The sequence below is a fragment of the Sorangium sp. So ce1153 genome, from assembly GCF_051521595.1.
Classification (GTDB): Bacteria; Myxococcota_A; Polyangia; order Polyangiales; family Polyangiaceae; genus Sorangium.
The window spans coordinates 8,260,050-8,276,517 of sequence record NZ_CP150361.1; the positions used below are offsets into that span (position 1 = coordinate 8,260,050).

Genomic DNA, 16,468 nt, shown 5'->3' on the forward strand with positions numbered 1-16,468 from the left:
GCCGAACGCAGCGGGTGAGCCGCAGGCGCCGCGCTCAGACGACGCGCGCGAGCGCCCTGAGGAAGATCTCGTAGACCTCGAGCGGGTACTCGCCCATGTGGAAGATCCGGAACAGCTGGCTCGAGAGCTTCCCCTGGGCCGCGTAGATCTCGAACACGTGGCCGTCGACCGGCTCGCTGGCGAGCCGGCTCGCCATCTCGTCGTACGTCCTGCCGGCGGGGATGTGCAGCGCCGTCCCGATCGACTGGAGCGGCATGTTCTCCCAGCGCGCGATCGCGAACCCGAGCCGCTCGTAGCCCGGCCGCAGGATCGCGCAGCGCGCCTGGTACACGGCGTGGCGCCCGGCGACGCCGCCCGTGGCGGCGAGGTGGTCGAGCGCCGCGATCACCTGGCACAGGCTCATCGGATCGATCGTGTAGGGGTGCGCGCCGCCCTGCTGCGCGCGCCAGGTCTTGTAGAGCTCCAGGCTGGGGACGCGGGCGGGGATCCGCTCCATCTCGGCGAGCAGGTCCTTGCGGACCAGGGCGACGGTCAGGTTCGGGTGGCTGTGGAGGCCCTTGTTGCAGGAGCCCATCACCGCGGCGATGCCGGAGCCCTCGAGCGCCATCGGCTCCACGAAGAGCGCGCTGATGCCGTCGACGAGGAGCTTCTTGCCGTACTTGCGGGCGAGCGCGCCGACCTCGGGCACGGGGTTCAGCGTGCACGTCGACGTGCCCCCGTGGACGATGGCCACGGCGTCGGCCTCGTCCGCGGCGAGGATGGCCTCGATCCTCGCGAGGTCCGGGCGCTCGCCGTAGGGCAGGCACATGTCGACCACCGGCTGGCCGAGCGTCCCGGCGTACTCGAAGATCCGGTCGCCATAGGCGCCGTTGCGGACGACGAGGAGCCGCTCGTCGCGCCGCAGGCAGGAGCCGAGCACGGCGGCCATGGACGTCGAGCCCGAGCCGGTGAGCAGGATGGCCTCGTAGCCGGGCGCGCCGAGGGCCTCGACGATGCCGTGCCGGGCCCGGTCGAGCAGCGGCCGGAGCCGGGGCCCGCGCGGGACGATCGGGCTCTCCCCGTAGGTGCGCGAGACCTGGTTCACCGCGTCCGGCAGGTGGAAGACCGCCGGCGTGAGCGAGACGACGCGCGGCGTAGCGGAGGCGACCATGCGCGAGGTGTAGCCCGGAAGGCGCGCCGGATGCAGCAGAGAATGCGGAGATCGCGCTACGCCCAGCGGAGCTGCCGCAGGTCGTCCCAGACGTCGCGCGCGGAGAAGTACCGGTAGGCATCGCGGCGGCGCAGCAGCTTGGCGATCACCTGGCTCAGCGGCGTGCCGAGCGCCTCGGCCTTCTGCCGCGGCGTGCCCTCGGCGATCTGCCGCGTGATCTCCTCGTACGAGGCGTTCACGTCGATCGCCGGCTGGCCCGTGTGCATCTGGTACATGAGCAGCCCGAGCTGGTAGAGGTCGCTCTGCGTCGTCGTGTAGCCCGCGGTCACGAGCTCCGGCACGAGGATCTTCGGGTTCGCGACCTGCGGGCGGAACCAGCGGGTCACGCCGTCGAGCTGGTGGGCCACGCCGAAGTCGGTGAGCTTGACGATCGGCTTGTGGTCGAGCTGCGAGATGAGCACGTTGCCCGCGTGCAGGTCGGCGTGCACGACGCCGTTGTCGTGCAGGTACTGCAGCGTCATCAGCAGCTGGCGCGCGAGCTCGACGAGCAGCGGCGGCTGGAACGGGGTGCCGAGCAGCGCCCGGAGGCTCGTGTCGCACCGCTCGAGCGCGAGGTAGAAGAGGTAGTTCACCTCGAAGGCGTCGTGGATGTAGACGATGTTCGGGTGGCGGAAGCTCTCCAGGCGGAGCATCTCGCGCGACCACTCCTCCTTGACGACCTGGTAGGGCTTGTTCGCCGGCCGCAGCATCTTCAGGGCGTACACCTGGTCGAACGGCCCGCTGCACTCGTAGACCGAGCCGTACTGGCCGTCGCCGATGAGCGCTCCGATGACGTAGGTGCCCCGGGTGGAGGTCAGCGCTGAGCCCGGAACCGGAAACGGGATCAGGAACGTGCCAGTGGAGGACCAGGTCACGGCGACGCCATCGTAACCGAAAACGACAGCGCCCGTTCACCCCGCGGCGCTCGCGCCGCTCGCCGACGCCCGCGGCGCGCGTCCCCCGCGGGGAGGCCCCCCGGCGCGCGCCGGGCGCGGCGCGCCGAGGGCGGACGGACGCTCACGTGGCGGCGAGCCTCCGCACCACGTCCGCGGCCTCGGTCTGCTCGATCTCGAGCGCCGCCGCGACGTCGAGCAAGAGCTCGCGCTCGCTGGTCCTGACGATACCGTCGGCGACGACGACCTGGGCGGCCAGGGAGAAGGCGACCTTCCGGGCCTGCGGGCTCGGCAGCCGCTCCTTGAGCGACGCGAGCCGGGCGGCGCGGCCCTCCTGCTGGAGCTGCGTCACGACCGTATGGATGAGCTCGTCCATGGTGCTCTGGGGGATCCGGCGGTCCGTGAGCGACTCGACGCTCCGGGCGAAATGGACCTTCTCCTCCTGGCTGAACTCGCCGTCAGCGAAGGCCGCGAGGAACATCAGCTCGACGAGCGCCTCGAGGTTCGGCTCATCAAGCGTCTTCAGCGGAGGAGGGCTCATGAGGGGCATCGGATGCGTCTACACCGACGCCCGACGCGGGACCAGCCCCGGAGCGCCGCCGGGCGCCCAGGGCAGACGCCTCCGGGGGCGGCATTGGGAGAGCGCGGCCGGTGTGTCATGAGTTCGGGCATGCACGTGCGCGAACTCGCCCAGGCGCTCCTCGCCGCGCTCTTCCTCTGTGGCTGCGGCGGCGCGGCCGCGACAACGCCGCGCCACGCCGCGGCGCCTGTCCAGCCTGCCCCCGCGGCGGCGCCGCGCGCCGCGCCCACGGCCGAAGCAGCCCCGCCGCCGCTGCGGCTGCCTTGCGAGGGGAGCGACCTCGTCGGCTGCACGAACGGCTGCGCCGAGCACCAGACGGAGGACTGCGTGACGCTGGGATCGATGTACCTGGGCGGCACGATCGTCTCGAGGGACGTGGACCGGGCGACGGGGCTGTTCAAGGACGCGTGCGCCGAGGGGAGCGCGCGCGGCTGCCTGCGGCTCGGCGACGCGTACCACGACCGGCTCGCGCGCGCGGACGCGGCGGAGGGCGCGGGCGGGGCGGACGAGGCGGCGCTCTACTTTCACGCGCGCGCGTGCCACGGGGGCGCGAACCTCGGCTGCCTCGCGGCTGGCAGGGCTTACCTCCACGGCCAGGGCGCGAGCGCCGATCCCGGGCGCGCGGCCGCGCTGTTCCGGCGCGTCTGCGAGCGCGGCAACGCCCCCGCCTGCGTCGAGCTCGGGCACCTGCACGCGCAGGGCGAGGGCGTGGAGCGCGACGGCCGCAAGGCGGTCGAGCTGTTCACAAAGGCGTGCAAGCTCGGCCTCGACGAGGGATGCCTGCTGGCGAGCCAGTCCGGCGACGTCCTCCCGCCGCGCGACTGACGGCGCCGTCCCGCCCGTGCGCCGCCTCGCCGCGCGCGGCCCCGTCACGAGGCCGGCGCCGGCGCCCTCAGTCGGTCCGGCGGCGCTGCGCGATGTCCAGCGCCGCCGTGATCATCGCGGTGAGCTGCGTGTCCGAGACGCTCTCGGACGGGAGCACCACGAGCTCGGCGCCGATGCGCCGCGACAGCTCCATGAACCCCTCCGGGTCGAACGCCCGCACGTCCTGGGTCATCACGATGGCCAGCGGGTTGAGCCAGGCGGCGCTCCCGCGCAGGGACACGAGGTCGCAGGCGAGCAGGTCGGCGCCCTCGACGAAGACCAGCCGGCGGCAGCGCTCGGCGAGCTGCTCGCTCGCGCTCACGATCAGCACGACCGAGGCCGATGCCGTCAGCTTGCTGCGCCCCGCGGGGCGCGTCGGTAGTTCTCGCGCGCTCATCGCAGCCCCGGTCAGCGAGCGAGGAGCGGGCGCCCGTACGGGATGGGCGCGGCGCCGGGCGCTCGAGCCCGCGCGCGCGCCTCGTCGTCGAGGGCGAGGTCCATGAGGAAGGAGCCCAGCGGCAACCGGAAATCCCGGTCGTTCGTCTTCGTCGCGTAGAGCGCGAGCAGCGAGAGCACGCTCCCGATCTGCGCCGCGGCCGGGTCGTCCTGGCACGCGGCGAAGCGATCGGCGAGCGTGCAGAGCTGCCGGAAGAGCGGACCGCCCGGGAGCGGGCCGGGGCTGCACATGGCAAAGGTGCCGCTGCCTCGATAACCGAGCTTCCGGCGCTTCCTGGCGGGGGTACGGGTCGGGGGTACCATCGTCATGATTGCTGCCCAAGTCGCCTGAAGGGTGAATTGCTCCGCGCAGGGGCTGGCCTGCCGCGGGACGCTCTCCGAGTACTAAAGAGCAGCCGGAAGAGAGTCAATCGGAGAGGGCGGGCCGGGCCGGATGCGCGAGAAATTCTGCGGAATGGTCCCCCGATCGAGCGGCGCGTGGGTATACGTCACCGCATGAAGGCAGTCGTCCTCGCCGGCGGCAAAGGCTCCCGGCTCCGCCCCTACACCGCCCTTATCCCGAAGCCGCTGATGCCGATCGGCGATCACACGATCGTCGAGATCCTGCTCCGGCAGCTGGCGCGCGCCGGGGTCACCGACGTGGTGATGTGCGTGGGCCACCAGGCCGCCCTCATCGAGGCCGTCGTCGGCGACGGGGGCCGGTACGGGCTGCGCATCTCCTACCAGCGCGAGGAGACGCCGCTCGGGACCGTGGGCCCGCTCCGGGTCATCGAGCGCGACCTGCCGGAGCGCTTCCTCGTGATGAACGGCGACATCCTCAGCGACCTCGACTTCGCGGCGCTCCACCGCACGGGCGAGTCGGCCGGCGCGCCGCTCACCGTCGCCGTGTGCGAGCGCGCCTCGAAGATCGACCTGGGCGTGCTCGACCTCGGCCCCGAGGGGCGCGTCGTCGGCTTCCGCGAGAAGCCGACGTACACGTTCTGGGTGAGCATGGGCATCTACGCGATGAGCCGCAGCGTGCTGCGCTTCATCCCGGAGGGCAGGCCGTTCGGGTTCGACAACCTCATGCACGCGCTGCTCGACGCCGGCGAGCAGGTGGCCACCTTCCCCTTCCGGGGCCACTGGCTCGACATCGGCAGGAGCGACGACTTCGCCGAGGCGCAGGACGAGTTCGAGAAGAACCGGCAGCGGTACCTACCGGACTGACGCGGCGAGCGCCTCGCAGACGGCGTCGACGTCGGCGTCCTGCATGCGCGGGTGGAGCGGGAGCGTGAGCTCGCGCCCCGCGATCGCGTCCGTCCGCGCGAGCCCCTCCTTGCGCACCCGGTTCGAGGCGCCGTGGTGCGAGAAGCGGTGGATCGGGATGTAGTGCACGCTCGTCTGGACGCCGCGCGCCTTCATGGCCTCCATCACGGCCTCGCGCGAGGCGCCCTCGGGCAGGAGCACCGGCATGATGTGGTGCGAGCTCTCCCCCACCCCGCGCGCGTAGAAGTCGCGGTACGGGAGCCCGACGCCGCGCACCGCGGCGAGGCGCTCGTGGTAGCGCGCCGCGAGCGCCCGCCGCCGCGCGTTGCCCGCCGCGAGCCGGCCGAGCTGCACGAGCCCGATGGCGCTGCGGATCTCGTCGATGCGGTAGTTCATGCCCGCGTCCACGACGTCGTACGTGAACGCGTGCCCCTTGTGCCGGTCGAGGGTGAGCGTCGTCATCCCGTGCGCGCGGAGGAGCCGCATGCGCGCGTGGAGCGCGTCGTCCCTCGCGATCACGGCGCCCCCCTCGCCCACGGCGAGGTTCTTGTTCGAGAAGAAGCTCAGGCAGCCGACGTCCCCGAGCGTCCCGAGCGCCTTGCCCCGGTAGGTCGCGAGCGGCGCGTGCGCCGCGTCCTCGACCACCGCGATCCCCCGCTCGGCCGCGATCGCGGAGATCGCGTCCATGTCGCAGGGGTAGCCGGCGTAGTGGACGACCGCGATCGCCCTCGTCCTCGGCGTGATCTTGCGGGCGATGTCGGCCGGGTCGACCCCGAGGTCGCCCTCGCCCACGACGTCGGCGAGCACCACGTCGGCCCCGCAGAGGAGCGCGGCGTTGGCGGTCGCCACGAAGGTGAGGCTCGGGCAGATGACCTCGTCGCCGGGGCCCACGGAGAGCGCCGTGTACGCGAGGTGCAGCGCGGCGGTGCAGTTCGTCACGGCGAGCACCCGCGGGGTGCCGAGCGCCTCGCCGAGCTTCTGCTCGAACTGCGCCGTGCGCTCCCCCATGGTCAGCCAGCCCGACGCGACGACCTGCCGCGCGGCCTCCGCTTCTTCAGGCCCGAACGAGAGATCGCTGAGAGGTATCTTCCACATGGCCTTCCATCCAGCCGGCGGCGGCGGGCGGGGCGCCCGCGCGCGCCGCGTCGTGTTCAGATCGCGTACTCGCGCGGCCGGTAGTCGGCGAGGTGGCGCTCGACATAGGCGTACGTGCGCGCGAGCCCCTCCTCGAGCGACACGCGCGGCGCGTAGCCGACGAGCTCGGCGGCGCGGCGGAAGTCGGCGAGCAGCACCATGACCTCGCTCGCGTCGGGCCGCACCCGGGCCTCGTCCGTCACGAGCTCCGCGCGCTTGCCCGTCACCTCGAAGATGAGCCGGACGAGGTCGCCGATCGAGATGGCGCGCCCGCTCCCCACGTTGAGCGTCTGCCCCACGGCCCGCGCGCTCGAGCCGACGAGGAGGAACCCCGCGACGGTGTCGGTCACGAAGTTGAGATCCCGCACCGGCGCGGTGCTCCCGATGCGGAGCGCGGCGCCGCCAGCGGCGAGCTGCTGCATCACGCTCGGGATGATCGCGCGCGACGACTGCCGCGGGCCGTAGGTGTTGAACGGCCTGATCGTCGCGACCTCGAGCCCGAAAGAGAGGTGGTAGCTCTCGGCGAGCTTGTCGGCGCCGATCTTCGTGGCCGAGTACGGGGACTGGCCGGTGAGGGGGTGGGCCTCGTCGATGGGCGTGTAGCGCGCGGTGCCGTAGGTCTCGCTCGTCGAGGTGTGGACCACGCGCGCGCCGTGCTCGCGCGCCGCCTCGAGGACGTTCAGCGTGCCCTGCACGTTCGTCGCCACGTACTGCTGCGGGGCCACGTACGAGTACGGGATGCCGATGAGGGCCGCGAGGTGGAAGACGACGTCGGCGCCGCGCACGAGCGACCGGACCGCGCCCGCGTCCTCCACGTTGCCGGGGACGACCTCCACGTCCGCGAGGACGTCCTCGGGGAGCCGGTCGAGGTGCCCGCGCCGCGAGCCCGAGGTGTACCGGACGAGCGCCCGCACGCGCGCGCCTTCCCGGACCAGCGCCTCGACGAGGTGGCTGCCGATGAACCCGCCGGCGCCGGTCACCACGACGCGCTTGCCGCGATAGAAGCCTTCGCTCACGGCGGCGTGCGTGGCCTCTGCGGGTTCGCGCGTCAAGCGCGTACCGCGGCGGCGCGCCGGTTTGCGCTCGGCGGCGCGCGCCTCAGGCCCGCGCGGCCGGGTGGTGGTCGGATTTGAACATGAAGGCGGGAGGGCGGGAAGAAAAGCTCAATGATCTTCCCGCCTTCCCGCCTTCATGTGAACTCTCTCTGGGCAAATGAGACCACTACCCGCGGCCGGGCAGCGCGGCGCGCGGCGCGCGGCCGGGCAGCGCGGCGCGCGCCGCGCCGGCCGGGCGGCGCGGCGCGGCGCTCGGCGCGGCCGCGGCGCGCCGGGTCACTGGATCTGGATCTGATCGGTGGGCGTGTTGCCCGACCCCTCCGTGGTGCCGAGCTCGCGGTGCACGCAGAGCCCCTGCTTGCAGTAGGACTGCGGCGGGCTCTTGCAGTCGACCTTGGGCTCCTCGCACTTGCCCGTCTTGTAGCTCTCCGCGATGGGCTTGATCTGGTCGAAGGTCGCGTTGCTGACGGGCTTCGCGCAGCCCGGCCACTCGCTCTGGCGGCAGTCGGTGTCCGTGTTGCAGTGCTGCGCCTTGTTCACCATCTCGAAGGCGTCGCCGCGGAGCTTGTCGCACTCCTTGGGCTCCATCTTGCTCTCGCAGCCGGCGAGCAGCGCGAGCAGCAGGAGGCCCTTCGCCAGACGGAGGGATGTTCGGGGTCGGGAGGAGGCCGATCCAGGCCGCCCCCCTCGAGGAGCACACGCGATCATTCAGGGTTCTCCCGGTCAAGGTCGCCCTTCCGCGCCGGAAGGGTGGCGGCTTGCGCCGGGACCTTCGTATCACGGCTGGATTCGGACGCGCAGCTGGCGTAGCCCGTCGGCATGGAACGTCCTCGAGCAGGCTCCGGGGCCGGCGGCTCCGCGCATGAAGGTTCTGGCATCGCTGCCCGCAATTCCCTGCGGGTGCTCACCCTGAACATATGGAACCGCCACGACCCGTGGGAGGCGCGCCTCGACCTCATCCGCAAGGGCGTCCGCGAGCTCGCGCCCGACGTGGTCGGGCTCCAGGAGGTGATGTCGTACGAAGGCCGGTCGCTGGCCGACGGCATCGCCGAGGGGCTCGGCTACGAGGTCGCCTTCGGCTCGGCGCACGACCTCGGCGGCGGCGTGCTCTTCGGCAACGCCGTGCTGTCGCGCTGGCCGATCGCGCGCAGCCAGGCGTTTCCCTTGCCCACGGGCGAGACCGACGAGGAGCGCGCGATCCTGTTCGCCGAGCTCGCGTCGCCGCGCGGCGTGATCCCTTTCTTCGTCACGCACCTGAACTGGAAGTTCCACCACGGCGCCGTGCGCGAGGCGCAGGTCGCGGCCGTGGCCGAGATCGTGATGCGCGAGGCGCCCATGGACGGCCTCCCGCCCATCGTCGTCGGCGACTTCAACGCGCAGCCCGAGGCCACGGAGATCCGGTTCATGAAGGGGCTGCACGCCCTGAACCAGAAGAGCGTGTACTTCGCCGACACGTTCGATCAGACCGGTGAGGGCCCCGGGTTCACGTTCGATCCCGTGCGCAACCCGTTCGCGGCCGTCACGAACGAGTACCCTCGCCGCATCGACTACATCTTCGTCCGCGGCCCGGACAAGCAGGGGCGGGGCAAGCCGCTCTCGTCGAGGGTCGTCCTCCAGGACATCGAGGACGGCGTCGTCGCCTCGGATCATTACGGGGTGCTGTCGGAGATCTCGATCTAGACCCTGGCGCCCTAGAGGACGCCCTGTTCGCGTGTACACTGGCAGGATGTCGTCCCTTCGAGCTCCGGGCGGCCCGCCGAGCCCGCCCGACGCGTCCGGTTCGCGCGGCTCGCGCGAGTCGCGCGACTCGTGCGACTCGTCAGACCCGTGCTCGGCTCCCTCGCCCGCCGCCCCCGTGCGCGTCGGCCCGGTCGTGCCCGACGCGCTGTCGCTCATCGGCGGGACGCCGCTCGTCCGCCTCGCCCGGCTCTCGCCCGAGGGGGGCGGCGTCGTGTACGGGAAGCTCGAGTCGATGAACCCGGGCGGCAGCGTCAAGGACCGGGCGGCGCTCGGCATGGTGCTCTGCGCCGAGCGCGAAGGGACGCTCAGGAAGGGGTCGACCATCGTCGAGGCGACGAGCGGCAACACCGGGATCAGCCTCGCGATGATCGCCGCCGTGCGCGGTTACCGCTGCGTCGTGGTCATGCCCGAGGACATGAGCGTCGAGCGCCGGCACATCCTCCGCGCGTACGGCGCCGAGATCGTCCTCACCCCCGAGGGCCAGGGCATGGCCGGCGCCGTCGACCGCGCGATCGAGATCTGCGAGGCGACGCCCGGCGCCTGGATGAGCCAGCAATTCAAGAACCCGGCGAACCCCGGCGCCCATGCGCGCGCCACCGGCCTCGAGATCCTCGCGCAGACCGGCGGCGACATCGCGGCCTTCGTCGCCGGCGTGGGCACCGGCGGCACGCTGACCGGCTGCGGGCGCGTGCTCCGGGAGCAGCTGGGCAGCGCGGTCCGCATCTGCGCCGTCGAGCCGACGAAGAGCGCCGTGCTCTCGGGGCGAGGACCCGGGTCCCACGGCATCCAGGGCCTCGGCCCCGGGTTCGTGCCGGCCATCCTCGAGCGCTCGCTCATCGACGAGATCCTCACGGTGACCGAGGCGGGCGCGTCCCGCATGGTGCGGCGGCTCGCCCGCGAGGAGGGGCTCCTCGTCGGGCCGAGCTCCGGCGCCAACGTCCACGCGGCCGTGGAGGTCGCGCGCAAGGTGCACGGGACGGTCGTGACGGTGCTGCCCGATTCGGGGGAGCGCTACCTGCTCTGAGCTACGCGCGGCGCGCGTCCGCTCCCGCCGCGCGAGCGCCGCGCGCCGGGGCGCCGCTCGACGGAGCGCCCCCGCCCGCCGCGCCGCCTCAGGTCCGCTGCTCGCCGCGCTTGGCCTCGTCCCAGTAGCCGTCGAGCTCCTCCAGGGTCAGCGTGTCGTCCGACGCCCTGGCCGGCCAGCCCCCGTGCCGCTCGACGACCCGCCGCTCGACGTGCTCGAAGCGCCGGGTGAACTTGTCGATCGTCCGGCGCAGCGCGCCCTCCGCGTCGACGTTGGCGTGGCGCGCCAGGTTCCCGAGCGCGAAGAGCACGTCGCCGAGCTCCTCCTCGATCGCGGCGGCGTCGCCGCTCTCGAAGGCCCGATCGAGCTCGCCGAGCTCCTCCTCCACCTTCGCGCGCGAGCCCCGCGCGTCCGGCCAGTCGAAGCCCACGCGCGCGACCTTCTCGCCCACCCGCTGCGCCCGCGTCAGCGCCGGCAGGCTGCGGGGAACGCCGCCGAGCACCCCGCGGTCCTTGCCCTGCCGGGCCCGCTCCGCCGCCTTGATGCGCTCCCAGTTCTGGAGCACCTCGTCGGCGTTCTCGGCGCTCTCGTCCGCGAACACGTGGGGGTGGCGCCGCACGAGCTTCTCGCAGATCGCCGCGACGACGTCGTCGGGGCCGAACGCCCCCTCGGCCCGGGCGAGCTCGGCCTGGAAGACGACCTGGAGCAGGAGGTCGCCGAGCTCGGCGCACAGCTCCTTGCGATCGCCGCCGTCGATCGCGTCGATGACCTCGCAGGCCTCCTCGAGCACGTAGCGCCGGAGCGTCGCGAAGCTCTGCTCGCGGTCCCACGGGCACCCGTCGGGCGCGAGGAGCCGCTGCATCAGCTCGACAAGGCGCGGGAACGTGCGGCCCGCCTGCTCTGCGAGCGGCGGCGCCTCCACGGGCTCGAAGGGACGAGGCATGCAGAGCTACTAGCGCAAACCGTCCCGGCTGAGGAGCGGGGTCGCCGCGCGAGGGCCGGGTCCGGTGGCGGAGCGTCGCCCTGGATCCAGGGGCCGTGGCGTGCGAAAAGTGAAGGGGTGGTCGGAGTCCGGCGGCGAGGGCGCCCCATGAAGAGCGCAGGCTATGTGGTGCTGTTCACGATCGCCGGGTGCTCCCAGGGGGTGTGTCGGAGCATCGTCGGCAGCACGCCGGGCGCGGCGTCAGGCGCGGGGCACTCCGCGGCGGGGCCCGTGATCGAGGCGCAGCGCGACGAAGACGACGGCGAGCAGGGAGCGCTCGACGAGCAGATCGCCCCGCTGCGGAAGGGCGGGCGGCACCTCATCGCGGAGCCGCCGGACGACGCGGAGGACGTGCCGTACGTCGCGTGGGTCGCGGCGGCGGGGCTCGCCGCGCAGAACGGACAGCCGCCGCCGGCCGCGCCGCCGGGGTTCGCCCTGCGGCCGGTCCCCGGGCGCGACCTGTGGGTGCTGTCCGACGACGGGCCGCGCCGGCGCGGCGCCGCCGTGGTCGTGCTGCGCGCGGGGCCGGCGGCGCCGCTGGTCGTCGAGGCGCCGCACACCTTCTTCGATCGGGGGACGCTGCCGATCGCGCTGGCCGTCTTCCAGGCGCAGCGGGCGCGGGCGCTGATCGTCAACACGTCGCACCGGTACGGCGGGCTCCCCAAACCGGGCGACGCCGTCGGGGACGACGAGGGGTCGGAAGGCGGGGGCGGCGGGGGCGGCGGGGGCGAGGGCGCGGGCGGTAAGGCCACGGAGGGGAAGATCACGGGCGGCAACGCCCAGGGCGATGACGGCGGCGCTCGGGCGGCGGGCAGGCGATCCCAGGAGGCTGGCGGCGGCGGCCACGGCGCTGGCGGCGGCGGCCACGGCGCTGGCGGCGGCGGCCACGGCGCTGGCGGCGGCGGCCACGGCGCTGGCGGCGGCGCTCGGCGAGACGAGCGCGTCGCCCGCGAGCGGCTGGCGGCGTCGCTCGCCTTCGCGGACGTGGCGCACGCCGAGCGGTCGTTCTTCCTGTCGGCGCACCGCGCGCTGCTCCAGAGCTTCCCCGGCATCCCGACCGTCCAGCTGCACGGCTTCCAGGACAGCTCCGCGGCGGACGCCGCCGCCATCGCCAGCGCCGTGGGGGCCGGCGCCGACCTGGAGCGGCTGCTCGCGCCGCTGCGGGCGGTCGTCAGCGACGGGAAGGTCCTCGCCTACCCCGCCGATATCAGCAAGCTCGGCGGCGCCACGAACGTGCAGGCGCGCTGGTCTCGCCAGCTCGGCGCGCCGTTCTACCATGTCGAGCTGTCGCGAGCGCTGCGCGACAAGCTGATCGACGACGCCGATCTCCGGCGCCGCTTCGCGGCCGCCTTCGCGGGGATCGCAGCGGGGAAAGACCAGGCGGCCGCTGGCGGCGGCGCGGCGCGGCGCTGATCGTAGCGACGGTACCCCTGCTGCGGCCCGCTCCCGCGGCCTCGCTCAGGGCGCTCCGGTCACCGCGCGGGCTGCAGCGTAGGCGAGGGCGGAGAGCAGCGCCGAGGCCGGGATCGTGAAGATCCACGCCCAGACGATGCGGCCGGCCACGCCCCAGCGCACGGCCGACAGCCGGCCGCCCACCGCGCCGACGCCCACGATCGCGCCCGTGATGGTGTGCGTGGTGCTCACCGGGACGCCCAGCGCGGTCGCGCCGAAGAGCGTGGCCGCGCCCGCGGACTCCGCGGCGAAGCCGCCCACGGGCTTCAGCTTGGTGATCTTCATCCCCATCGTCCGCACGATCCGCCACCCGCCCGACAGCGTGCCCAGCCCCATGGCGGCGTGGCACATCAATACCACCCAGAGCATGGGCTTCAACTTCGCGCCGCCCGGCTGGACGCCGGCCGAGACGAGCAGCGCGGTGATGATGCCAATGGTCTTCTGCGCGTCGTTGCCGCCGTGCCCGAGCGAGTAGGCCGCCGCCGAGAGCAGCTGCAGCCGCCGGAACCCGACGTCCACCTTCCCGGGCGTCCAGGCCCGCCCGAGCCGCCGGATGGCGCTCATCAGCGCGAACCCGATCACGGAGCCCACGAGCGGCGAGACGACGATGAACGCCGCGGTCATCCCGTAGATCTTCGCGTCGAGCACCGAGACGCGGCCGGCGCTGAGCACGGCCGCGCCCGCGAAGCCGCCCATCAGCGCGTGCGAGGACGACGAGGGCAGCCCCCACCACCAGGTGAGCAGGTTCCAGAGGATCGCGCCGGCGAGGCCGCCGAGGATCACGTTGGGCGTGATGAAGGCCGGCTCGACGCCCTTGGCGATGTTGCGGGCCACCGTCGGCTCGAACAGGGCGAACGCGATGAAGTTGAAGAGCGCGGCCCACGCCACCGCGCTGCGCGGGGAGAGCACCCGCGTCGAGACGACGGTCGCGATGGAGTTGGCGGCGTCGTGGAAGCCGTTGATGAAGTCGAACACCAGCGCCACGACGATGATGGCGATGACGTAGGTCGTCATGCGTGCTCGAGCACCACGCCCTCGATGATGTTGGCGACGTCCTCGCAGCGGTCGGTGGCGTTCTCGAGCTGGTCGTAGATGTCGCGCCATTTCAGCACCAGCAGCGGATCGCTGCCCTGCTTGAAGAGCGCCGCCAGGGCCGCGCGGTAGTGCGCGTCCGCGGCGTTCTCGTGGCGGTTGATCTCGACGCAGAGCTCGAGCAGCCGGGCGCCGTCCTTCACGTCGCGGAGCGAGCTCGTCGCCGAGCTCATGGTGTCGCAAGCGGCCACCACCGCCTCCGCGAGGGGGCGCGCCTCCGGCATCACGCTCTGGATCTCGAAGAGGACGATGCGCTCGCTGGCGGCCTCGATGCAGTCGAGCACGTCGTCGAGCCGCGTGATCAGCGCGTGGATCTCCTCCCGATCGAGGGGGGTGATCCAGGTCTTGTGCAGCGCGGCCAGGCAGCGGTGCGTGATCCGGTCCCCCTCGTGCTCGATGTCCTTGATCCGCTTCGCGATGGCCGGGGCTTCCTCGGGCCGATCGAGGATGTCCAGGAGGAGCTTGCTCGCGGCGACGCTCTTCTGCGCGTGCTCGGAGAGGGCATCGAAGAAGACGGCGTCCTTGGTCAATCCCATACCGGGGTCGTAGCCCGGCGTCGCCGCGCGCGTCAACGCGCGCAGACGTCCAGAAACGTCTCGTTAATGACGGAAACAAGGCGAACCGCGCCCGCTTCTGCGAGGTCCACCGCCGGCTTTCACGAGCGAGGGCGCTGTCGAAGCGGCGCTCCGTTCCTCTTCCGCCATGATTTTTCATTGTCTGTACAATGCCCTGGCGGACCAACGGTTCTTCCTGTTCCTCCTCCGCGGAGCGGCCGCTCCGCGGAGCTCCGGCCGTTCGCCAAGCAGATCCACGCCCGCGCGGCTGCCACTGCGAGCTTGCGCGGCGCCGGTCCCATGCTGACGTCCGAGGGCGTCGCACCCCGAGGAGAGATCGCCCCGGACAGCATCACCGAGCGCCACGAGTACAGCGCGACGATCTCGCGAGGGAGCGCCTCGCCGCGCTGGCCGCGGCCCCAGAGCCGGGCGGCGTCCCCCTCGGCGAGGCCGAGCGCGGAGCGCTCCGGGACGCAGGCCATCACGGCGCCGCGCGGGCGGCCGCTGCTTCGCAGGCTGCCAGTGCTGCTCCGCGACCTGGCGATCTCTGTGTAGACGCGGATCGCCTGTTCGCCATGATGAACGATTCGTTCACGCGAGCGCGCTTGTTGGCGGATCCACTGCGGGCCAGAGTCCCGGACATGGCTCGACCCGCACATCGACTCTCTCGCTCATCGCGGCGAATCCTCGCCTTGGCCCTCGCGACCGTCGCTGGCTGTGCGCCGCCCGAGCCGCGCAGCCCGTCGTCAAACGGTCGTTCGACGGACGAGCAGCACAACGCGACGGTCGTGCGCCGCTACTTCGACGAGGCATGGAGCCGCGGGCACCTCGATGTCCTCGACGAGCTGCTCGCCCCTGGCTACGTCAACCACACACCGAGCACGCCGGACCCGCCCCCGGGGCCCGGCGGCCTGAAGCCCATCGTGGCGGCCTTCCGCGTCGCGTTCCCGGACCTCCGCTTCACGGTCGAGGACCTCATCGCGGAAGGCGATCGCGTCGCGGTGCGTGTCAGGATGGAGGGGACGCAGGACGGGCCGCTCTTCGGCGTCGCCGCGACCCATCGCCACGTGAGCGTGGAGCAGGTCAACATCGAGCTGTTCCGGGGAGGAAAGATCGTCGAGCACTGGCGCGTGACCGACGAGCTCGGGCTGATGCGCCAGCTCGGAGCCGTCCAGTGATCGTGAGCGCCGCGAGGCGCCGTATCGGACCTGGGACAACTCGAGCGCCTGAGCCGCCCGAGCAGCCGCGGGAGGCGCTCACGCCGCGGCGCGGATGGGCGGCACGCGGAGCGGGGCGCCCTCGGAGCGGCTGCGCCGGCGGAACGCGCCCGGCGCCTCCCCGGTGTGTCGCTTGAACGCGCGGCTGAAGGCGAACTCCGAGTCGTACCCGACCTCGGCCGCGATCGAGGCCAGCGAGCGGTCGCCCTCGGCGAGCAGCTCGGCCGCGCGCTGCATGCGGAGCTCCGCGACGTAGCGGAGCGGCGGGACGCCGAGCTCGGCGAGGAAGCGCCGCGCGAACGCCGCGCGGGACAGGCCCGCCGCCCTGGCGAGCGCCTCGATGGTCCACCGCGCCGCCGGCTTCTCCTGGATGAGCTGAAGGGCGCGCCCGACGCGCCGATCGATCGACGCTACGGGCGCGCGCGCGGCGCGCCCGGCGCGGCGATCGCCCGCGCCCCCGTGGCAGTGCAGCGTGTAGGCGAGCAGCGGCTCGAGGAGCGAGCGCGCCAGCCGCTCCTGCTCCGCGGACGGCTCCGCGAGCGCGGCGCGCAGCAGGCTCACGACGGCCGAGAGCCCCTGCGCGCGCCGCACCTCGCCGGCGGGCAGGTGCACCACCGGCGCGAGGGCGGCGAGCGCGCCGTCGGGCGCGGCGGCGTAGGTGGCCGAGAGCAGCTCCCCCGGCGCGGAGGCGGCGCCGGGCGGCGGCGCGACGCAGCGGAGGCTGTGCTCGCGGGGCGCGGCGCCGCGCGGGCCGGCCCCGAGGAGCACGACGTCGCCGGGCTCGAGCTCCAGGAACCGCGTCCCGTCCTGCGCGAGGTGAAACGAGCCTTGCACGACCACGTGGAGGCTCGGCGGCTCGCCCGCGTCCACGCCCCAGGGCGGCGCCCCATGACGCCGCGACACCGCCGTTCCGCGAGGAAGCTGCCGCTCCATCTCGTCCGCCATGGCGAATGGTTGCCCGGGCCGAGGCCGTTCGTCCAGCGCTCGTTCG

At 73.1% G+C, this 16,468-nt stretch carries 18 protein-coding genes; 6 read left to right on the plus strand and 12 right to left on the minus strand.

From position 1 onward, the window contains the following. Positions 1 to 34: 34 nt before the first annotated feature. From WME85_RS29675 to WME85_RS29685, 3 genes are all read right to left on the minus strand, one after another. Positions 35 to 1,150, minus strand: a complete 1,116-nt coding sequence (locus WME85_RS29675) for a pyridoxal-phosphate-dependent aminotransferase family protein (RefSeq protein ID WP_437826049.1) — start codon at positions 1,148 to 1,150, stop codon at positions 35 to 37. 56 nt (positions 1,151 to 1,206) lie between these two features. Further along, complete coding sequence (locus tag WME85_RS29680; RefSeq protein WP_436623174.1) at positions 1,207 to 2,064, minus strand: serine/threonine protein kinase; 858 nt, start codon at positions 2,062 to 2,064, stop codon at positions 1,207 to 1,209. Between the two features lie 142 nt (positions 2,065 to 2,206). Further along, a complete protein-coding gene (locus WME85_RS29685) occupies positions 2,207 to 2,623 on the minus strand; it encodes a tellurite resistance TerB family protein (protein WP_437302399.1) in 417 nt (138 codons plus the stop codon). Positions 2,624 to 2,752: 129 nt separating this feature from the next. Here WME85_RS29685 and WME85_RS29690 point away from each other — a divergent pair, with 129 nt between their 5' ends. Next, complete coding sequence (locus tag WME85_RS29690) at positions 2,753 to 3,487, plus strand: tetratricopeptide repeat protein (protein WP_437826051.1); 735 nt, start codon at positions 2,753 to 2,755, stop codon at positions 3,485 to 3,487. Between the two features lie 67 nt (positions 3,488 to 3,554). Here WME85_RS29690 and WME85_RS29695 read toward each other — a convergent pair whose 3' ends face one another. Both WME85_RS29695 and WME85_RS29700 read right to left on the minus strand, forming a co-directional pair. Further along, entirely contained in the window at positions 3,555 to 3,923 is a 369-nt protein-coding gene (locus tag WME85_RS29695) for a hypothetical protein (RefSeq protein ID WP_436623171.1), read from the minus strand. A gap of 11 nt (positions 3,924 to 3,934) precedes the next feature. Further along, a complete protein-coding gene (locus WME85_RS29700) occupies positions 3,935 to 4,291 on the minus strand; it encodes a hypothetical protein (RefSeq protein ID WP_437302401.1) in 357 nt (118 codons plus the stop codon). 186 nt (positions 4,292 to 4,477) lie between these two features. On the opposite strand from WME85_RS29700, the gene WME85_RS29705 reads away from it, so the two are divergent. Then, a complete protein-coding gene (locus WME85_RS29705; protein ID WP_437826053.1) occupies positions 4,478 to 5,188 on the plus strand; it encodes a nucleotidyltransferase family protein in 711 nt (236 codons plus the stop codon). On the opposite strand, the gene WME85_RS29710 is transcribed toward WME85_RS29705, so the two are convergent. The 3 genes from WME85_RS29710 to WME85_RS29720 form a co-directional block, all read right to left on the minus strand. Next, complete coding sequence (locus WME85_RS29710; protein WP_437302403.1) at positions 5,177 to 6,322, minus strand: DegT/DnrJ/EryC1/StrS family aminotransferase; 1,146 nt, start codon at positions 6,320 to 6,322, stop codon at positions 5,177 to 5,179. The genes WME85_RS29705 and WME85_RS29710 overlap by 12 nt on opposite strands. Positions 6,323 to 6,378: 56 nt before the next feature. Then, positions 6,379 to 7,377, minus strand: a complete 999-nt coding sequence (locus WME85_RS29715) for an SDR family NAD(P)-dependent oxidoreductase (RefSeq protein WP_437497805.1) — start codon at positions 7,375 to 7,377, stop codon at positions 6,379 to 6,381. 315 nt (positions 7,378 to 7,692) lie between these two features. Then, on the minus strand, positions 7,693 to 8,004 hold the full coding sequence (locus tag WME85_RS29720; RefSeq protein WP_437826055.1) for a hypothetical protein: 312 nt from the start codon (positions 8,002 to 8,004) through the stop codon (positions 7,693 to 7,695). A 231-nt stretch (positions 8,005 to 8,235) separates the two neighbouring features. Between WME85_RS29720 and WME85_RS29725 the strand changes: the two genes are divergently transcribed. After that, positions 8,236 to 9,096, plus strand: a complete 861-nt coding sequence (locus tag WME85_RS29725) for an endonuclease/exonuclease/phosphatase family protein (RefSeq protein ID WP_437826057.1) — start codon at positions 8,236 to 8,238, stop codon at positions 9,094 to 9,096. Between the two features lie 193 nt (positions 9,097 to 9,289). After that, the gene (cysK, locus tag WME85_RS29730) at positions 9,290 to 10,180 is read left to right on the plus strand and encodes a cysteine synthase A (RefSeq protein ID WP_437842380.1); all 891 of its coding nucleotides are present in this window, start codon (positions 9,290 to 9,292) and stop codon (positions 10,178 to 10,180) included. An 88-nt stretch (positions 10,181 to 10,268) separates the two neighbouring features. Here the strand turns inward: cysK and mazG are convergent, their stop codons facing one another. Next, positions 10,269 to 11,123: a nucleoside triphosphate pyrophosphohydrolase gene (gene mazG, locus WME85_RS29735; protein WP_437826059.1), complete on the minus strand. Its 855-nt coding sequence runs from the start codon at positions 11,121 to 11,123 to the stop codon at positions 10,269 to 10,271. Between the two features lie 147 nt (positions 11,124 to 11,270). On the opposite strand from mazG, the gene WME85_RS29740 reads away from it, so the two are divergent. Next, complete coding sequence (locus WME85_RS29740; RefSeq protein WP_437826061.1) at positions 11,271 to 12,575, plus strand: hypothetical protein; 1,305 nt, start codon at positions 11,271 to 11,273, stop codon at positions 12,573 to 12,575. 45 nt (positions 12,576 to 12,620) lie between these two features. Here the strand turns inward: WME85_RS29740 and WME85_RS29745 are convergent, their stop codons facing one another. Beyond that, positions 12,621 to 13,628: an anion permease gene (locus WME85_RS29745; protein ID WP_437826063.1), complete on the minus strand. Its 1,008-nt coding sequence runs from the start codon at positions 13,626 to 13,628 to the stop codon at positions 12,621 to 12,623. After that, positions 13,625 to 14,242, minus strand: a complete 618-nt coding sequence (locus WME85_RS29750) for a DUF47 domain-containing protein (RefSeq protein ID WP_437826065.1) — start codon at positions 14,240 to 14,242, stop codon at positions 13,625 to 13,627. The genes WME85_RS29745 and WME85_RS29750 overlap by 4 nt, the downstream gene beginning before the upstream one ends. Positions 14,243 to 14,952: 710 nt before the next feature. On the opposite strand from WME85_RS29750, the gene WME85_RS29755 reads away from it, so the two are divergent. Further along, positions 14,953 to 15,438 carry an ester cyclase gene (locus WME85_RS29755; protein ID WP_437826067.1) on the plus strand — a complete coding sequence of 162 codons (486 nt, stop codon included), beginning with the start codon at positions 14,953 to 14,955 and terminating at the stop codon, positions 15,436 to 15,438. Between the two features lie 78 nt (positions 15,439 to 15,516). Here WME85_RS29755 and WME85_RS29760 read toward each other — a convergent pair whose 3' ends face one another. Beyond that, on the minus strand, positions 15,517 to 16,422 hold the full coding sequence (locus WME85_RS29760; RefSeq protein ID WP_437826069.1) for an AraC family transcriptional regulator: 906 nt from the start codon (positions 16,420 to 16,422) through the stop codon (positions 15,517 to 15,519). Between the last annotated feature and the right edge of the window lie 46 nt (positions 16,423 to 16,468).

What these genes read in the sequence shown, in the direction of transcription:
- WME85_RS29745 (WP_437826063.1), bottom strand. Translation starts at nt 13,628, where the DNA reads ATGACGACCTACGTCATCGCCATCATCGTCGTGGCGCTGGTGTTCGAC.
- mazG (WP_437826059.1), bottom strand. Translation starts at nt 11,123, where the DNA reads ATGCCTCGTCCCTTCGAGCCCGTGGAGGCGCCGCCGCTCGCAGAGCAG.
- WME85_RS29750 (WP_437826065.1), bottom strand. Translation starts at nt 14,242, where the DNA reads ATGGGATTGACCAAGGACGCCGTCTTCTTCGATGCCCTCTCCGAGCAC.
- WME85_RS29700 (WP_437302401.1), bottom strand. Translation starts at nt 4,291, where the DNA reads ATGACGATGGTACCCCCGACCCGTACCCCCGCCAGGAAGCGCCGGAAG.
- WME85_RS29725 (WP_437826057.1), top strand. Translation starts at nt 8,236, where the DNA reads ATGGAACGTCCTCGAGCAGGCTCCGGGGCCGGCGGCTCCGCGCATGAA.
- WME85_RS29705 (WP_437826053.1), top strand. Translation starts at nt 4,478, where the DNA reads ATGAAGGCAGTCGTCCTCGCCGGCGGCAAAGGCTCCCGGCTCCGCCCC.
- WME85_RS29710 (WP_437302403.1), bottom strand. Translation starts at nt 6,322, where the DNA reads ATGTGGAAGATACCTCTCAGCGATCTCTCGTTCGGGCCTGAAGAAGCG.
- WME85_RS29690 (WP_437826051.1), top strand. Translation starts at nt 2,753, where the DNA reads ATGCACGTGCGCGAACTCGCCCAGGCGCTCCTCGCCGCGCTCTTCCTC.
- WME85_RS29675 (WP_437826049.1), bottom strand. Translation starts at nt 1,150, where the DNA reads ATGGTCGCCTCCGCTACGCCGCGCGTCGTCTCGCTCACGCCGGCGGTC.
- WME85_RS29740 (WP_437826061.1), top strand. Translation starts at nt 11,271, where the DNA reads ATGAAGAGCGCAGGCTATGTGGTGCTGTTCACGATCGCCGGGTGCTCC.
- WME85_RS29695 (WP_436623171.1), bottom strand. Translation starts at nt 3,923, where the DNA reads ATGAGCGCGCGAGAACTACCGACGCGCCCCGCGGGGCGCAGCAAGCTG.
- WME85_RS29720 (WP_437826055.1), bottom strand. Translation starts at nt 8,004, where the DNA reads ATGGAGCCCAAGGAGTGCGACAAGCTCCGCGGCGACGCCTTCGAGATG.
- WME85_RS29685 (WP_437302399.1), bottom strand. Translation starts at nt 2,623, where the DNA reads ATGAGCCCTCCTCCGCTGAAGACGCTTGATGAGCCGAACCTCGAGGCG.
- WME85_RS29760 (WP_437826069.1), bottom strand. Translation starts at nt 16,422, where the DNA reads ATGGCGGACGAGATGGAGCGGCAGCTTCCTCGCGGAACGGCGGTGTCG.